At 65.1% G+C, this 15,080-nt stretch carries 18 protein-coding genes and 1 pseudogene; 6 read left to right on the forward strand and 13 right to left on the reverse strand.

All coding sequences use genetic code 11. From position 1 onward, the window contains the following. The first annotated feature begins 45 nt into the window (after positions 1–45). Positions 46–1,095 carry a Bug family tripartite tricarboxylate transporter substrate binding protein gene (locus ABID97_RS26295; protein ID WP_354402121.1) on the forward strand — a complete coding sequence of 350 codons (1,050 nt, stop codon included), beginning with the start codon at positions 46–48 and terminating at the stop codon, positions 1,093–1,095. A gap of 88 nt (positions 1,096–1,183) precedes the next feature. Continuing rightward, a complete protein-coding gene (locus tag ABID97_RS26300) occupies positions 1,184–1,822 on the forward strand; it encodes a response regulator transcription factor (protein WP_354402123.1) in 639 nt (212 codons plus the stop codon). Between the two features lie 30 nt (positions 1,823–1,852). Here the strand turns inward: ABID97_RS26300 and ABID97_RS26305 are convergent, their stop codons facing one another. Beyond that, positions 1,853–2,242 (reverse strand): response regulator transcription factor, encoded by a 390-nt coding sequence (locus tag ABID97_RS26305; protein ID WP_354402125.1) that lies wholly within the window; start codon positions 2,240–2,242, stop codon positions 1,853–1,855. 351 nt (positions 2,243–2,593) lie between these two features. Between ABID97_RS26305 and ABID97_RS26310 the strand changes: the two genes are divergently transcribed. Further along, positions 2,594–4,108: a PAS domain-containing sensor histidine kinase gene (locus ABID97_RS26310; protein ID WP_354402127.1), complete on the forward strand. Its 1,515-nt coding sequence runs from the start codon at positions 2,594–2,596 to the stop codon at positions 4,106–4,108. A gap of 20 nt (positions 4,109–4,128) precedes the next feature. On the opposite strand, the gene ABID97_RS26315 is transcribed toward ABID97_RS26310, so the two are convergent. The 10 genes from ABID97_RS26315 to ABID97_RS26360 all read right to left on the reverse strand — a co-directional run bounded on the left by ABID97_RS26315 (position 4,129) and on the right by ABID97_RS26360 (position 12,119). Next, entirely contained in the window at positions 4,129–4,719 is a 591-nt protein-coding gene (locus tag ABID97_RS26315; RefSeq protein WP_354402129.1) for a malonic semialdehyde reductase, read from the reverse strand. Then, on the reverse strand, positions 4,716–5,552 hold the full coding sequence (locus tag ABID97_RS26320; RefSeq protein WP_354402131.1) for an alpha/beta hydrolase: 837 nt from the start codon (positions 5,550–5,552) through the stop codon (positions 4,716–4,718). Before ABID97_RS26320 ends, ABID97_RS26315 begins: the two co-directional genes overlap by 4 nt. Before the next feature lie 6 nt (positions 5,553–5,558). Beyond that, a complete protein-coding gene (dapA, locus tag ABID97_RS26325) occupies positions 5,559–6,452 on the reverse strand; it encodes a 4-hydroxy-tetrahydrodipicolinate synthase (RefSeq protein WP_354402133.1) in 894 nt (297 codons plus the stop codon). A 43-nt stretch (positions 6,453–6,495) separates the two neighbouring features. Beyond that, positions 6,496–7,311 carry an ABC transporter ATP-binding protein gene (locus tag ABID97_RS26330; protein WP_354402135.1) on the reverse strand — a complete coding sequence of 272 codons (816 nt, stop codon included), beginning with the start codon at positions 7,309–7,311 and terminating at the stop codon, positions 6,496–6,498. After that, on the reverse strand, positions 7,308–7,709 hold the full coding sequence (locus ABID97_RS26335) for a VOC family protein (protein ID WP_354402137.1): 402 nt from the start codon (positions 7,707–7,709) through the stop codon (positions 7,308–7,310). Before ABID97_RS26335 ends, ABID97_RS26330 begins: the two co-directional genes overlap by 4 nt. 59 nt (positions 7,710–7,768) lie before the next feature. After that, positions 7,769–8,539, reverse strand: a complete 771-nt coding sequence (locus ABID97_RS26340) for an ABC transporter permease (RefSeq protein ID WP_354402139.1) — start codon at positions 8,537–8,539, stop codon at positions 7,769–7,771. A 53-nt stretch (positions 8,540–8,592) separates the two neighbouring features. Then, entirely contained in the window at positions 8,593–9,171 is a 579-nt protein-coding gene (locus ABID97_RS26345; protein WP_354402141.1) for a VOC family protein, read from the reverse strand. Positions 9,172–9,188: 17 nt separating this feature from the next. Then, a complete protein-coding gene (locus ABID97_RS26350) occupies positions 9,189–10,205 on the reverse strand; it encodes an ABC transporter substrate-binding protein (RefSeq protein ID WP_354402143.1) in 1,017 nt (338 codons plus the stop codon). 64 nt (positions 10,206–10,269) lie between these two features. Beyond that, entirely contained in the window at positions 10,270–11,208 is a 939-nt protein-coding gene (locus ABID97_RS26355; RefSeq protein ID WP_354402145.1) for a fumarylacetoacetate hydrolase family protein, read from the reverse strand. 221 nt (positions 11,209–11,429) lie between these two features. Then, on the reverse strand, positions 11,430–12,119 hold the full coding sequence (locus ABID97_RS26360; protein WP_354402147.1) for a GntR family transcriptional regulator: 690 nt from the start codon (positions 12,117–12,119) through the stop codon (positions 11,430–11,432). A 213-nt stretch (positions 12,120–12,332) separates the two neighbouring features. Between ABID97_RS26360 and ABID97_RS26365 the strand changes: the two genes are divergently transcribed. Continuing rightward, a complete protein-coding gene (locus ABID97_RS26365) occupies positions 12,333–12,797 on the forward strand; it encodes a helix-turn-helix domain-containing protein (RefSeq protein ID WP_354402149.1) in 465 nt (154 codons plus the stop codon). A gap of 27 nt (positions 12,798–12,824) precedes the next feature. Continuing rightward, positions 12,825–13,373 carry a VapC50 family PIN domain-containing toxin gene (locus ABID97_RS26370; protein WP_354402151.1) on the forward strand — a complete coding sequence of 183 codons (549 nt, stop codon included), beginning with the start codon at positions 12,825–12,827 and terminating at the stop codon, positions 13,371–13,373. Positions 13,374–13,479: 106 nt separating this feature from the next. Here the strand turns inward: ABID97_RS26370 and ABID97_RS26375 are convergent, their stop codons facing one another. Next, a complete protein-coding gene (locus ABID97_RS26375) occupies positions 13,480–13,905 on the reverse strand; it encodes a LysR substrate-binding domain-containing protein (protein WP_354402153.1) in 426 nt (141 codons plus the stop codon). A gap of 186 nt (positions 13,906–14,091) precedes the next feature. Here ABID97_RS26375 and ABID97_RS26380 point away from each other — a divergent pair. Beyond that, positions 14,092–14,529, forward strand: a pseudogene (locus ABID97_RS26380) (helix-turn-helix domain-containing protein); the annotation flags it as partial. Positions 14,530–14,721: 192 nt separating this feature from the next. Here ABID97_RS26380 and ABID97_RS26385 read toward each other — a convergent pair. Then, entirely contained in the window at positions 14,722–15,078 is a 357-nt protein-coding gene (locus tag ABID97_RS26385) for a cupin domain-containing protein (protein WP_354402155.1), read from the reverse strand. Positions 15,079–15,080: the final 2 nt, after the last annotated feature.

The following is a 15,080-nucleotide window of genomic DNA, read 5'->3' on the forward strand; positions in this document are numbered from 1 at the left end:
GCGATCTCCAAGAGCCGCTGATAGCCTCTCGCGCTGCGATAAGACATGCGCGCCATCGACCATGGCCGATGCTGGACGCAACGTCACGGTCCGATCGAGGAATCTGAGGTGAACATCTTCCGTCTTCTGCGATTCGCCGGCCTTTCCATGTTGCTTGGTTCGGTTCTCCAGCCACCGGCGGCACTGGCGCAGGACGCCTATCCGTCACGACCTGTCGTGCTTGTGGTGCCATTCCCGCCCGGGGGCAGCGGCGACGTGCAGGCACGGATCGTTGCTGCTGTGCTGGCGAGACGATTGGAGCAAAGCGTCATCGTGGAAAACCGCCCAGGGGCGGGCACAGCGATCGGCGCTGCATACGTGGCACACGCCAAAGCAGACGGATACACCTTGTTGCTGAGTTCCGGTTCCACGTTCACGCTGAATCCGGCCATTCAATCCTCCTTGCCCTACGATCCGATCAAGAGTTTCCAACCGATCGGAATGATCAGCCGCGTGCCCCTTGTGATGCTGGCCAACACCAAGGTGCCGCTGAACAGCCTGCGCGAGGTAGCCACGACCCTCAGGGCGAGTCCGGACAAGTTCGCCTACGCCTCCTTTGGTGCAGGCACAAGCTCTCACTTCGCCGGGGCGATCGCCACCCGCGCGATGGGCATCCAGCTCATGCATGTGCCGTACCGCGGCAGCTCCCTCGCCATGAAAGACCTCATCGGAGGGCAAGTCGGCTTTCTGTTCGACACGCTGACCTCTGCGGTGCCTCAGATTCGCGCCGGCAGGGTCAAACCGCTTGCTATCACTTCGGCGCGGCGCTCACCTTTGCTGCCCGACGTGCCGACCTTCGCCGAATCCGGCTACCCGGAGGTCGTCTTCGACAGCTGGGGCATGCTGGTCGGCCCGCGAGGCCTGCCTTCGCAGGTGCTGGCCAAGCTGGAGATCGCGTTGCAGGAGACGATTGCCGATGATTCGGTGCGGCAAAGCTTGGCCGAGCAAGGTGTGGAGGCAATGTTTGCGGGCTCTGCACAAGCAGCCGAGTATCTCGAGGCGGAACTTCCATTGATGCGAGCGACCGCGGCGCGCGCTAATATTCGCGCGGAGTGAACTGCAGACGACCACCGGCTATTGAATGAACGATGGTCCGATGCGGTCGCATCGAGTAAAGATCGCAATTCGGCGAGGAGCTCATCGGATGGATGCAGCGGACCACCTAATCTATGTTGTCGACGATGACTTTCGGATGCGCGAAGGGTTGGAGGATTTGCTGACTGCTGAAGGCATGAATGTCGCGTGCTTCTCGAATGCGACTGACTATCTGCGCTTCGTGCGACCCGATCTTCCTTCTTGCCTTGTGCTGGATGTCGAACTGCCTGACATCAGCGGCCTGGAATTGCAGGCGCAGCTAGAGCAAGGTGTTCACCCCAGCATTGTTTTTCTGACCGGACACGGAGACATTCCAAGTTCTGTGAGGGCTTGCAAGGCCGGTGCGGTCGACTTTCTGACCAAGCCTTTCGATACTCAGCACCTGTTGAGTTCGATTCGCGAAGCTGTTCGCCTGGACGGCGAACGCCGACGCTCATTGGCGGCGCGCTCCGCATTGAGCGAGCGTTTTGGCACGCTGTCGCCACGCGAGCGCGAAGTCTTGCCGCTGGTGGTCGGCGGCCTCCTGAACAAGCAGGCTGCAGCCATCCTCGGGATCAGCGAGATCACTTTGCAGATTCATCGAAGCAGCATCATGCGCAAGCTCGGCGCGGACTCGCTTCCCACACTCGTGCGCATTGCCGATGCGCTAGAGGTGCCAGTGACGCATTCGCGGCGGGCGCCCCTTTAACAGGTGCTTTGCCCCTGCAAAGTCGCAATTTCAGCCGCGACGTAGACAAGAGTCGACCGTTCGAAGGAGCGACGGGCCATCGAATGGTTTTTTGAACAGCTCGGGCTTGCGTCCGATGCAGCGCGACGAGATGAATTTGGCCTCGTCCACATGAGCCGTCATCAGAATGACCGGGAGTTCAGGGCGGCGTAGCGAAGCCAGGCGCTGCAATCCCCAACCGTCCATGCCCGGCATGCAGATGTCGCAGATCAGGCATCCTGCCGCTTCGAAGCTGTCGCTAGCCAGGAACGCGGACGCTGAAGAGAAAACTCGAACAGCATGGCCGGCGGATTCGAGCAAGTCTTGCAGGCCTTCCAGCATGCGCCGATCGTCGTCGACCACAGCCACGACCGATTGCAAGGTCTCCAGAGGGTCAGCCATCGTTCGGCCCGCTGGAGGAGCGCGCATTCACAACGTCATCAAGGCCCGGAGATGCAATGGCATTGGGTCGCATGGCTCACTCCTTACCGCGCCTCGCTGCCGTCCATGCCCGGCTGATGCCGGGCTCAGGACGAACCTTTTGAGGTCCGGAAGCGGAAATCATCGTACATCCGCGCCACAACGCTGCGGCTAACGCTAAAACATGATTGCACGTCAGCGTCATGTATGTTCTGGCAGCAAAATCGCCAGTGCCATCCAGAAAATCAGGGTGACAGCTCCGTAAAGGTTGGCCCGCTCCGGGCCCGTCTTTCGCGGGATCTAAATTGCACCAAGGCGCCCGGAGAAAGTCTCATGGCAAGGTCTTACGATGATTCGACACGCACGACCGTGCGAAAACGCGTCGCGAAAGCTCTCCCCACGCCCGATCTGCGAACAATCATCGACGCAATTCCGGTGCTGGCCTGGACCGCCGGACCGGATGGTGCGGCTGATTTCTTCAACAGCTACTGGGTTGCATTTTCCGGTTTGTCGAGCGAAGAGTCCGTGGCTCAAGGCTGGTCTCAGGTGCTCCATCCCGAGGATCGGGAGCGGGTCTTGAGTGACTGGCAGGCAGCCGTCGAGACGGGCGTGCCAATCGAAATGGAGCTGCGGCTTCGTCGCTCCGACGGCGACTACCTGTGGTTCCTGGCGCGTGCGCAACCCTTGCGTGATGCGTCCGGACAGGTCCTCAAGTGGTACGGCACAAGCACCGAGATCGACGCGCGCCGCAAGCAGGAACATCTGGCCCGCGAGAGCGCCGATTCCTATAGCCAAATTCTGGACCGCGTGCCGGCGATGCTGTTCACGACCACCGCAGAGGGTGAACTGGAGTTCGTGAACGGCCCGCTGCTGCGTTACTTCGGAACCGGTCTGGAAGCCCTGCAAGCCTGGAAGCAGGCAGCGCATTTGCATCCCGACGACCTCCCACACACTATCGCGCTCTGGTCGCAGGCCGTCGCGGCGGGAGAGGCCTGCCTCATTGAACATCGCATGCGGCGTCACGACGGCGTCTACCGGTGGTTCCAATTTCAAGCCGTACCGCAACGGGACGACGGCGGGCGCTTGGTCCGATGGTACGGATCGATCACCGACCTGGACGACGTCAAAAGAAAAGACGCCGAACTTCGTGCCATGGAAACCCGGCTGTCGAGTGCCTCGAAGATGGCGGCTGTGAGCCAGCTTTCGGCGGCAATTGCACACGAAGTCAGCCAGCCCCTAGCGGCGGTGGTGGCGAATGGCGACGCATGTACACGTTGGCTGAGTATGCAGCCGCCCAATATCGAACGCGCACTTCAGAGCCTAGAGCGAGTCGGGCGCGATGCCGCGGCCAGTGCGGATGTCGTCCAGAGAATCCGGCTTCTCTTCCAGCGTGCTCCGCTGGTACGGGAGCCGTTGGACCTGAACGCTGTGACGACCGAGGTGCTCCAGATGCTCCACGGCGAACTGCTTCACACGGGCGTGACGCCTAAAAGGGAACTCGAGCCTACGCTGCCCGTCGTCCAAGGCGACCGCGTACAGATTCAGCAAGTTCTCTCCAACCTGTTGCGCAACGCACTCGAAGCCTTGGGCGAACAGGAAGGCGTCGCAAGATCGCTCACCGTGAGTTCGAGATTGGACGGCGATGAGGCGATCGTTTTTGTCACGGACAGCGGCCCGGGTTTGAGCGATCCCCACATCATCTTTCAGCCCTTTTTCACTACCAAGCGCACAGGGATGGGAATGGGCTTGGCGATCAGCAGGACGATCGTGGAAGCGCATGGCGGCAGGCTCTGGGCTACTTCGGAACCGGGTGCTGGCGCCACATTCGCGCTCGCCATCCGCGTCTAGTCTGCGCGCATGTGCGACGCTCAGGCGAAGCGGCAGGCTTCTTCGAATGCGAGGCGCGGGTGGCGATCGAACAGGTGGGCGGGGTCGCCGTGGCCGAGGTTGCACAGGAAGTTGGTGCGCACCGAGGTGCCCTGCCAGAACGCCGCGTCCATGCCCGCCACATCGAAGCCCGACATCGGCCCGCAGTCCAGCCCGATGGCACGTGCCGCGAGCATGAAGTAGCCCGCCTGCAGGCTCGCGTTGCGAAAGGCCGTGCGCAGTGCGTGCTGCTCCTTGTCAGGACCGATGAAGTCGGCCTGCATCCCTGGCCGGTGCGGAAAGAGGCGCGGCAATTCGCGGTAGAAGGCCGTGTCGAACGCGAGGATCGCGGTGACGGGCGCCGTCATCGTCTTCTCGACGTTGCCGGGCGAGAGCAGGGGCCGCAGGCGTTCTCGGCCTTCGTCGGAGCGCACGAAGACCACGCGCATGGGCGAGCAGTTGGCCGAGGTGGGCCCCCATTTCACGAGCTCGTAAATCTGGCGCAGTTGCGCTTCGCTGACCGGTCGGGGCAGCCAGCCGTTGTGCGAACGGGCCTGTCGGAAAAGGGTGTCGAGGGCGCTGTCTGGGATCATGGGGAAGGTGTGTCGTCGAAGGACCGCATCAGGCCAAGCGCCGCGGTCGCGATGACGCCGTCGGCCTGCGCCAGCGCATCGAGGATCGAGAAGTGATCGTGGCCCGGGCAGTCGATATGGCCGGCGTGCACGTCGTGCCACTGTCGTTGGATGATCCCGCATTGTTCGTGAAAGCCGGCGTTCTCCTCGCTGCCCAGCGCGGTGAGCAGGGGCGCGGCAGAGGCCGGTCGCAACAACGCCGGACTCAGGGCTGTCGCACTGCGCGGCGTGAAGGGCGTGGCCTCCATCACCGACGGCACGTGGAGCAGCGGGCGCAGGTCGTACAGCGCGCTGATGCAGACGGCGGCCCTCACCGCGGGTTCGGTGGCCAGCAGCATCGCCGCCAGGTGCCCGCCGGCCGAATGGCCACAGGCGAACAGGCGCCCGGCCGGTGCGTCCCACTGCACGTGGTGCGTGGCGAGCCAGGTTGCCGCGCTGCGCACCTGCGCGACGATGGCCTCCACGCTCACCGCAGGGCACAGCGCGTAGTTGACCACCGCCACCGCGTAACCCGCGGCGGTGAAGGGCGGTGCGACCAGCGAGGCGTCGCTCTTGTCGAGCGAGCGCCAGTAGCCGCCGTGGATGTACATCAGCGTGCCGCGCGGACGGCCTTCGGGCAGGAACAGGTCGAGCCGTTCGGCCGGGTCGGGCCCGTAGGCCAGGTCGAGCCGGCCCGGCGCGCGGGCGCGCACCGCGGCGGACACGCGCGCCCAGCCGTCGAAGATGCGCTGGTAGTGCGGGACGGCCAGGCGCGCGTTGTAGCGGCGCTCGCCGTCGGTGGGGGGCGGCGACATGGCGAGCTAGGCGTTCGCGGCGATGCGGGCGACCACGGCCTGCAGGTCGGCGCGGACCTTCTCGGACAGCCCGGCCACGGGAGGCCGCGTCGGTCCGGCGCTGCGGCCCGCGAGGGTCATGGCCTCCTTGATGACGACCGGGAACGAGCCCCAGGCCCAGGCCGCGCGCAGCGGCGCGAACACGTTCGACAGGCGCAGCGCCTCGTCGTGGCGGCCGGCGCGCAGCGCGTCGTACAGGCGCACCATCAGTTCGGGGAACACATTGGCGGCAGGCGAGATGGTGCCCTGTGCGCCGTGGAACATCATCGACAGCGCGATGGTGTCGCGGCCCGAGAACAGCAGCGCGGGGCGCGGCGCGGCCAACAGGTACTCGATGGACTGCGTGAGGTCACCGCCCGAGTCCTTCATGCCCACGATGTTCTCGGCCGCCTGCATGCAGCGCGCGAGCGTGGCAGGCAGCACGTTGACGCTGGTGCGCGGCGGGTTGTTGTAGAGCATCACGGGCAGCTTCGTCGCGCGTGCCACGGCGGTGTAGTGGGCCACCAGCTCGTCCTGCGTGGGCTGCACGAAGTACGGTGTGATCACCAGCGCCAGGTCGGCGCCCAGGGCTTCGGCCGCCTGCGTGAGCGCAATGGCCTGGCGCGTGGTGGCGCCGCCCGTGCCGGCGTACAGCGGCACGCGGCCGTCGATGGCGCGCATCGACAGCTCCAGCAGGCGAATGTGCTCGTCGGTGTCCAGGGCGAAGAACTCGCCCTGGCTGCCGGCGACCGAGATGCCGTGCACGCCGGCACGGATGTAGCTGTCGATCAGCTCGCCGACGCGGGCTTCGTCGAGCCGGTGGTCGGCGGTGAAAGGCGTGGCCATGGCGGGCACGACGCCGTGGAATTTCGAGAGGTTCAAGGCAGAGAGCTCCGGAAGAAGAACGGTGGGTCGAGGAGCGGCGTCAGTCGACGCCCATGAGGTGGCCCAGCTGCACCACGTAGTGGCCGAAGGCGGCCGCTTCCTTGGTGGTGCGCGGGTCGCGCGGGCGGGGCAGGTCGATGCGGATGTCCTCGACGATGCGGCCCGGTCGCTCGGACATCACGAGCACGCGGTCCGAGAGAAAAACGGCTTCCGGGATGCTGTGGGTGATGAGGATCACCGTCTGGCGCATCTCCTGCCACAGGCGCAGCAGCTCGACATTGAGCTGGTCCCGCGTGAGCGCGTCCAGCGCCCCGAAGGGCTCGTCGAGCAGCAGCACCTGAGGCCGCATCACGAGGATCTGCCCGAGTGCGGCGCGCTGGCGCATGCCGCCCGAGAGTTCGTGCGGATAGTTGCGGCGGAACTTCTCCAGCTTGAGGATCGGCAGCAGCGCTTCCACGCGTTCGTCGATGTCCTTCCTGGGCAGCTTGCGCACCTCGGCCGCGAGGCGGATGTTCGCTTCCACGGTCTCCCACGGCAGCATGTTGTGGGTCTGGAACACCACGCCCACGTCGTCGGACATCCGCGTCTGCAGGTGGTCGAGCACGCGCACCTCGCCACCCGAGTCGGGCTGAATCAGCCCGGCCACGATGCGCAACAAGGTGCTCTTGCCGCAGCCGCTCGGACCCAGGATCGAGACGAACTCGCCGCGTTGCACCGTGAAGTCGACCTGCTCCAGCGCGCGCACGCTGTGGCGCGCGTCGAAGGTCTTCGCAACGCGGCTGACACCGATCGCGGTGTCGGTGGCACCGGGGGCGCGCACCAGCGGCTCGCCGGTGGCCACGCTCCCAGGCTTCACTTGCAGGCCCCCACCCAGCCGCCTTGGGAGATGTCGAAGACCACGCCGTCGAGGTCGCGGAACTTCATTTCGTAGTACAGGCTCTTCTTGTCGTGCGGCAGGTCCATGAAGAAGGTGCCGCCGTGGTCTTCGATGGCCTTGCGCTGTGCGTCCAGGTCGTCCACCCAGAAGCCGAAGTGGTGCGTGCCGATCCAGTCCTTGCCCTTTTCGAGGCCGGCGGCCTCGTCGGTCTTGTAGTTCAGCAGCGCTAGGCAGATGGTGCCGTCGGTCAGGTACACGCCGTCGGCAATGGGCGAGTGCGTGGGCTCCACGATGGTGAGGTCGAAGACCTCGCTGTAGAACTTGGCCGCCTTCTGGGGATCGGGAACGGCGAGGGCGATGTGACGCAGTTTGGCCATGTGGATGTCTCCTGAGTTGAAATCTTTGAAACGGCGAAAGAGAAAAGAGGAACGAAGGCTCAGAGCCCGCGCCACCAGATGCGCTTGGCGGCCAGCTCGACCAGCAGGTACAGCAGGCCGGCGACCACCGAGATCACCACCAGCGCGGCAAACAGGTAGTCGGTGCGCGCGTTGGCGTTGGCTTCGAGGATGAGGTGGCCGAGCCCGCGCTCGGAGCCGACGAACTCCCCCACGATCGCCCCGATCACGGCCAGCGGCATGGCCGAGCGCAGGCCGTCCATGATCGACGGCAGGGCCGAGGGCACGTAGAGGCGACGGAACGTGGTCCAGGACGAGGCGCGGATGGCGCGAAAGTGCTCGACCAGGTGCGCGGGCGTGCCCGCCAGTCCGCCCATGGTGGCGATCACGACCGGGAAGAAAGCGAAGAGAAAGGCCATCAGCACCTTCGAGGTGTCGCCGTAGCCGAACCAGATCACCATGAGTGGCGCCAGCGCGATCTTGGGCAGGCCCTGGAACACCACGATGAGCGGGTACAGCGACCGCCGCACCACCGGGATGGCGTGGATCGCGAGCCCGAGCAGCACGCCGCCAACGGCCGCCAGCGCGAAGCCGGCCAGCACCTCCTGCGTCGTGAACCACGACTGCACGAGCAGCGTCATGCGGTTGGTCCATAGGCTGTCGAGCACCTGGGACAGCGGCGGCAGCAGGTAGCGCTTGATGCCGAATACGTCGACCGATTTTTCCCACAGCAAGCCCAGCGCGAGGAACAGCAGGGCAGGGTCGGTGAAGCGGCGCCACGATTCGGCGCGCGAGGAAGGGGCAGGATGCATGTGTCTTGTCTCCAATCTTTCTTGTGAGTCGTGTCTCGTCGCGTGACGGGCGCTCAGCGCTTCGGCTCGTCGCTGTCTTCGCTCTCGCCGCCTTTGTCCAGTGCCGTGCGCGGCCCCCACTCGGGCGGCGGCACGACGAAGCGGTCGAAGTGCCACTGGTCGAAGGCCGCGAGGTCGTTCTTCCAGACGCGGGGCGTGTAGGGTTGCGCGGGCGTGATCTGAACCATCTCCGCGTAGAACTCGCAGTAGTTGCCGTCGGGGTCCTTGAACACGAGGAACAGGTTCTCGCCGGGCCCGTGCTTGCCGATGCCGCGCACGATGTCGATGCCTCGCGCCTGCAGATGGCGCGCGGCGTCCTCGATCTCGGCCAGCGAGCCGAGTTGGTAGGCGAAGTGCTCCAGCCCGGGCCGCCCCGGCGTGTAGGTGGCCCCGTGCTGCGGATCGCCGGGCGCAATCTGCGCCAGCGCCAGATCGTGGTGGTCGTTCCCGCAACGCAGGAAGGCCATCTGGTCTTCGATGTAGTCGGACACCTCCAGCCCGACGATCTCGGTGTAGAAGCGCACGGAAGCCTCGAGGTCGCGCACGTTGAGCACGACGTGCCCGAGGCGTTGGGGGCGGGGGCGTTGAACCATCGGCGTTGCTCCCGGGCTCATGGTGCGAGCAGGTCGTTGCTGTACGCGTCTTGCGGCTTCACCTTGCCGCCCAGGCCGAAGGCCTTGTCGACGAACTGCACGGTGGCCCGCATGCGGTCTTCGCGCAGGTGGCCCAGCCCCTTGGCCTTGGCCGCAGGATCGACCAGCAGGTCGTTCATGTCCTTGATCTGCGCCAGCGCCACGGCGCGGTCGGTCGTGGGAAACATCTTCACCATCAGGTCGGCTGCCTGCTCGGGATTGGCCATGGCGAACTCGAAGCCGCGGTACGACGCGCGCAGGAATTTCTTCGCCACCTCGGGGCGCTTCCTGATCAGGTCTTCGCTCGCGGCGAAGCCGCTGCCGTACGCGTCCAGGCCGAAGTCGCTGTACTCGATCCAGCCGAGCGTCACGCCTGCGGCGTTGGCCTGCTTCTGGGTCACGGCGCGGTTGCTCCCGCGCCAGCATTCGGCCAGGTCGACCTTGCCTTCGATCAGCGAGGCGTCGACCACGGCGGGGTCCATGCGCAGCAGGCGGATGCTGTCCTTGGGCTGCCGGTTCAGTTCCAGCCAGGCGGGCACGACGTTGTGCACCGGCGAGGCCGAGCCGCCGCCCAGGCGCAAGCCCTTCATGTCGGCCGGCGTCTTGGGTTGGTGGCGCTTGGTGTCGAAGCAGATGCCGGCGGGCCAGCGTGTGTTGATGGCGCCGATCATGCGGATCTTGCCGCCGTTGGCGCGGTTGAGCACGAGGCTGATCGGGTCGACGTAGCCGAACTCGAACTGCCCTTGGTCGAGCTCATTGGCGGTGCGGTTGCCGCCGTAGCCGCGCACGATGGCGGTGTCCAGGCCCAGCTCGCGGAAGAAGCCCTGCGCCTGCGCGACGATCACGCCCACCGAGCTGCCCTGCGGCAGCCACGCCATGTTGTAGGTGACCTTCTCCTGGGCAAACGCGGGGGCCGTGCCGGCCAGCAGCGCGCTGCAGGCGAGGCCGGTCAGTGCACGCGCGATCGCGGCGAATCCTCTGCGGGTGGGTTGCATGTCGTTGTCTCCATACCTTGTAGTGATGCGAAAGGACGGGGCCGTGGCCCCGCCGTGCCGGCGCTCAGACGCGCTCTGCCTGCACGTGATTGGCAAGCCGCCCGATGCCCTCGATGCTCGCCACCAGCCGGTCGCCTGGCTTCAGGTAGATACCCCGACCCATGCCCACGCCGGTCGGCGTGCCGGTGGCGATCACGTCGCCGGGTTCCAGCGTGACGATGGTCGACAGGTAGGCGATCTGCTCGCGCACCGTCCAGATCATGTTGGCGGTGCTGTCCTCCTGCATGGGCCCGTCGTTCACGTCCAGGCGCATCTGGACGGCCTGCGGGTCGGGGATCTGCCAGGCCGGCACCAGCCACGGGCCGATGGGCGCGAAGGTGTCGTGGCACTTGCCCTGGAACCAGTCGTGCTTGAACGGGTAGTCGGTGCGGATGTTGAGGTCGCGCGCCGAGATGTCGTTGACGATCGTGTAGCAGGCCACGGCGTCGAGCGCGTCTTCGACCGACACGCGGCGGCAGCGCTTGCCGATCACGGCGGCGAGTTCGACTTCCCAGTCGAGCTTGCTGGTCTCGGGCGGCATCTGGATCGTCTCGCCGTTGCCGATCACCGTGTTCGAGAGTTTCAGGAACATGTACGGCTTGCTCTGCGACTTGGCCGCCAGCACGGTGCCCATTTCGTTGGCGTGCGAGGCGAAGTTCGAAGCAGCGCAAAAGATGCGGCTCGGAACGAAGGGCGCGGCCACGGCCGCGGCGCCATCGGCCACCGGCCGGATGGCGCCCGACGCCGCCAGCGCACCGGCGATGGGCGTGGCGTCGCGCAGCCAGGGCTGGGCATTCGCCCAGTCGCGCAGCATGGCCTCGATGCCTTGCGTTACCCAGGCGTCTGGCAACGGTGGCAGGCCGGCCTTGCGCGCGGCCTCCAGGTCGTACAGCTGGTTGTCGATCACCAGGGCGGGGGCAAGCCCGCCGGCGCGGCGGTAAGTGGCGAGCGCGATCCAAGACATTCGATTGACTCCTCTTTGTTAGGTGGATTGGAATCCGCGACATGTATTTTGCATTCAGTGTCTGCGAATTGTGTGCAAGTTTATGTTTTGGTGTTCACGGACGTCAAGGCTTTCTTGCAATACGCCGGAAATTGGCGCGCAGGCGCGTGCACGGCCTGCGCCGCAAGGGCGGGCCGAGGGCAGATGGAACGAGGGAAAGGGAAGGAAGCGCGTCGGCCGCGTCAGGCGGCGGCGCTGGAAGCCGGGGTGCGGGAAGCGCTGCCGTCGAGGTGCTGCAGCACGTTCATCGCCGAGTTGGCCGCATGGCCGTGCATGGCAGCGGCGGCGGCCCCACCGTCGTGCGCCAGCAGGGCGGCAACGAGGGATTCATGCTCGACATGGGAATGCTGCAGACGGTTCTCCGTCGTGAAGAAGCCTTGCGAGCGAAAGGGCGCGAGGCGCTGCCGCAGGCTCAGTGCGAGGTCTTGCAGCGTCTTGTTGCGGGCGCCGGCGTAGATCAGCGCGTGGAATTCCTCGTTCAGCGCGGCGTACGCTTTTGCGTCGCCCTCGGCGGCGGCGCGCCCGGCCTGCTGATGAACGAACTCGATGCGCTTGAGTTCCGACGGCGCGGCACGCAGCGCGCACAGCTTGGCGCAGAGGGCTTCCAGTTCGCCGGAGGCTTCGAAGAGGCCGTCGAGGTCGGCAGGCGCCATCGTCGCCACCGAGAAGCCACGGCGCGGCAGGTGCTCGATCAACCGGGTCGAGGCCAGCTGGCGCAGCGCATCGCGCACCGGGCTGCGCGAGACACCGAAACGCGTGGCGATCGTCTGTTCGTCCAGGCGCTCGCCGGGCTGGAAACGGCGCAGCACGATTTCTTCGGCCAAACGGTCCGAGATAGTCTGGGACAGCGTTTTTCCAGGCTCGTTTTCCATGGTGTGCTCTTAGGAGGCGCGCGCAGTGCGTGTGGCGCGACATATTGTCGACAAAATTAAATTGTCGCATGCAATTAGGCGGACGCGTTCGAAGCAGGTGCCATAGGACAGGACTGCCTCTGCATCCGACACCCGTCAGTTGCGAATATTGCGTTTGGTGCGTATATTTCGCTTGAGGCGTCGGCGCAACGCCGGCTATTCAAAGGACCCAGAATGACCCAGATACTCGACCCCGCCAGCGAATTGGAAGCGGAAATGGCCGGCGCAGCGACGGCGTGCCTGGTTGCGGCTCTGGACCACTCCAAGGCGAAAGCCGTCAAGGTGACCATCGAAGTGGAGGGGGACGGCAAGGGCGAGGCCCCGGTGCTGCTCCTGCCTCCACGTGCCCTGCGCTTCTTTGCGGACGTTCTGCGCCAAATGGCCAAGCGCGAGCCCATGATGCTCGTCCCTCAGAAGCTGGAGCTCACGACGCAGCAAGCTGCGGCACTTTTGAATGTGTCGCGTCCCTTCGTGATCAAGGAGATCGAGGCTGGTCGGCTGAAGTGCCGGCTGATCAACCGGCACCGCCGCATCGAGTTCGAAGAGCTCATGCGCTACAAGGACGAGCAGAAGCAGCGATCGGCCGGCGCCCTCAGACGATTGAACGACCTCTCCCAGGAGATGGGCGAGGAGCTGTGAGTGGCGGGAAGCGCCCAGTACACGGCAGTGCTAGACGCCAACGTCCTGTATCCGGCGTTGCTGCGCGATGTGCTTCTCAGCCTGGCCGACGCGGATCTCTATAGCGCGAAGTGGTCCGTCCACATCCGCGACGAGTGGACGCGCAGCTTGTTGCGGGACCGGCCCGACATGGGGGCCCAGATCGCCGCAGCCGCGCAAGCCATGGAGGACGCAATTCCGGACTGCCTGGTCTCAGGCTACGAACACTTGATCGAGGGCTTGAAGCTGCCGGACCCGGACGACCGCCATGTGCTGGCGGCTGCGATCACCGGGCATGCGGACGCGATCGTGACGTGGAACGAGAAGGACTTTCCCAGGGAAGTGCTGGACCCGTTCGGCATCGAGGTGCAGACCCCCGACGAATTCGTCCTCAACCAGTTGATGCTGGAGAAGCTGACCGCGCTCGCGGCCCTCAAGCGCATGCGCGAGCGCTGGGCACGGCCCCAGTACGACGCGCCAGCGTTGGTTGCCTTACTCGAAAAGCGTGGGTTGCCCCAGACGGCGGCGCACCTGCGCGATGTCGTGGCACTCATCTAGCTCGCATTGATGCGTGCCGGGCGGAGAGTGGCGAGCGGCTCAAAAGTGGGAGAACCGTTTCGACGGCACTGTTGTCCGGGGTGCGATGCCGTGACTGCCGTTGCTTTCACGGATGCTCCCGCGCCTTGACGTTTCTCGCCGAGATCAATGCGCTAACGAGGTCACGCACAAGGCGTGACTTCGGCACACCGGGCCGAAAGATGAGCAGGCTTTTGAAGTTCACGGTCGCCGAGAACGGCCAGAACACGACGCCGCGCAAAGCGTAGCCGTCGATCGCATAGGGGTTGACCAAGCCCACCCCGATGCCTTCCATCGCGAGCGCGCAGACAGTCGCGGAATTCGGCGTTTCCACCACGATCACCGAGCGCACGCCTGCTGCGCGCAGGACGTCGTCAACCTGGCGGCGGACTGTGTCCTTTGGCGCCAATGCAATCAAGCGTTCACCGTCCAGGTTCTGGGGGCGGATCACTTTTCTAGCAACAGCACGACGGCCGGCGCGGGCCCAGCGTCTGATGACACTCAATGTCGCCACGTCTATCACTCCTAGGATCCCCTGCCTTAAAAATGAGCAGGGTAGAGTTTTACGTGGATCAGTCTTAGACGGAAATTAGTGCGTTAGCCGGGTCAATTTTCGGTTGCAATCAACAAGCGGTTCTCAATTGCGCAATCTCAGATGGTCCATCGACAGCTTGCTTCACCCCTACCGACTGCTCGCGTCTTGCAGCTGCCGGCCACGGTGACCCGTACCCAGCCGCGGCGACCCGCACCCATAGCGCGTAGTGCTTCCGCCGCCCTTGTGGGGACGCAGGTCAAGGCCCTTAGGATGGCAGCCGGCGTGTCCGCCAGGGGCTTGTTGCGGGCATCACAAATTTCGGCTTCGATGCTCTCGCGCATCGAGCGCGGCTTGGGCTCGCCTTCGGTGGAGACGCTGGACCGCATTGCACAAGGCCTACATGTGCCAGTGTCTCGGTTCTTCGGGGATCAGGCGCACCGTGCGGACTTCTGCCATGTCCGAGCTGGCCAGGGCATGGTCGTCGACAGGGTCGGTGCGGTCGCTGACTACCGATACGAACTCCTTGGGCATTCACTCTCGGGCAACCTGTTCGTCGAACCCTATCTGGTTACGCTGCTGCCCGATGCTGCGCCCTACGTGTCGAGTTGTCGAGTTGTCGATGGCTCCTGCTCGAGTCTAGGCAGCGCCAGATGCGACGGAGCGAGAGCCATTTCTGGCAGAGAGGTGGTGGTTTGGGCGATGCTCCTTGTTGTCGCCTCTCGGCCATTCGGCCCCTCCGCTGAAAGCCCGCTCTCGCCGATGCGGACTCGTTTCGAGTTCGGCTATTTGAAAACGCTACATCGCCATAACGACGAACACCTTCCGCAAGGTCTCAAGAACGTGCCATTCGCCCGTAGTGTTCGCCGGAAAGAACAGCGTATCCCCCGCGCGGAAGCTCAGTGGCGTTTCTCCTGTCGGTGTGAAGGTGCCGGCACCTGTAAGGATGTGCATGACCTCGGCGTTGGGCAGCTGGCGCTCGAAGCGGCCGGGTTCGCATTCCCAGATCCCGCTGCCGTTGCCGCCGGCACCCGCAAGCTCGACGTCGATGCCGCGCAGGCGGCAGGGCGGCAGGGTCAGCGGACGGGCGGGGGTGCCCTGGTCTTGCAGGCCGCCGATGGTGGCGGACTGCTTCAGCACGGTGATGCCGCTCATGG

Source organism: Variovorax sp. OAS795 (assembly GCF_040546685.1).
Classification (GTDB): Bacteria; Pseudomonadota; Gammaproteobacteria; order Burkholderiales; family Burkholderiaceae_C; genus Variovorax.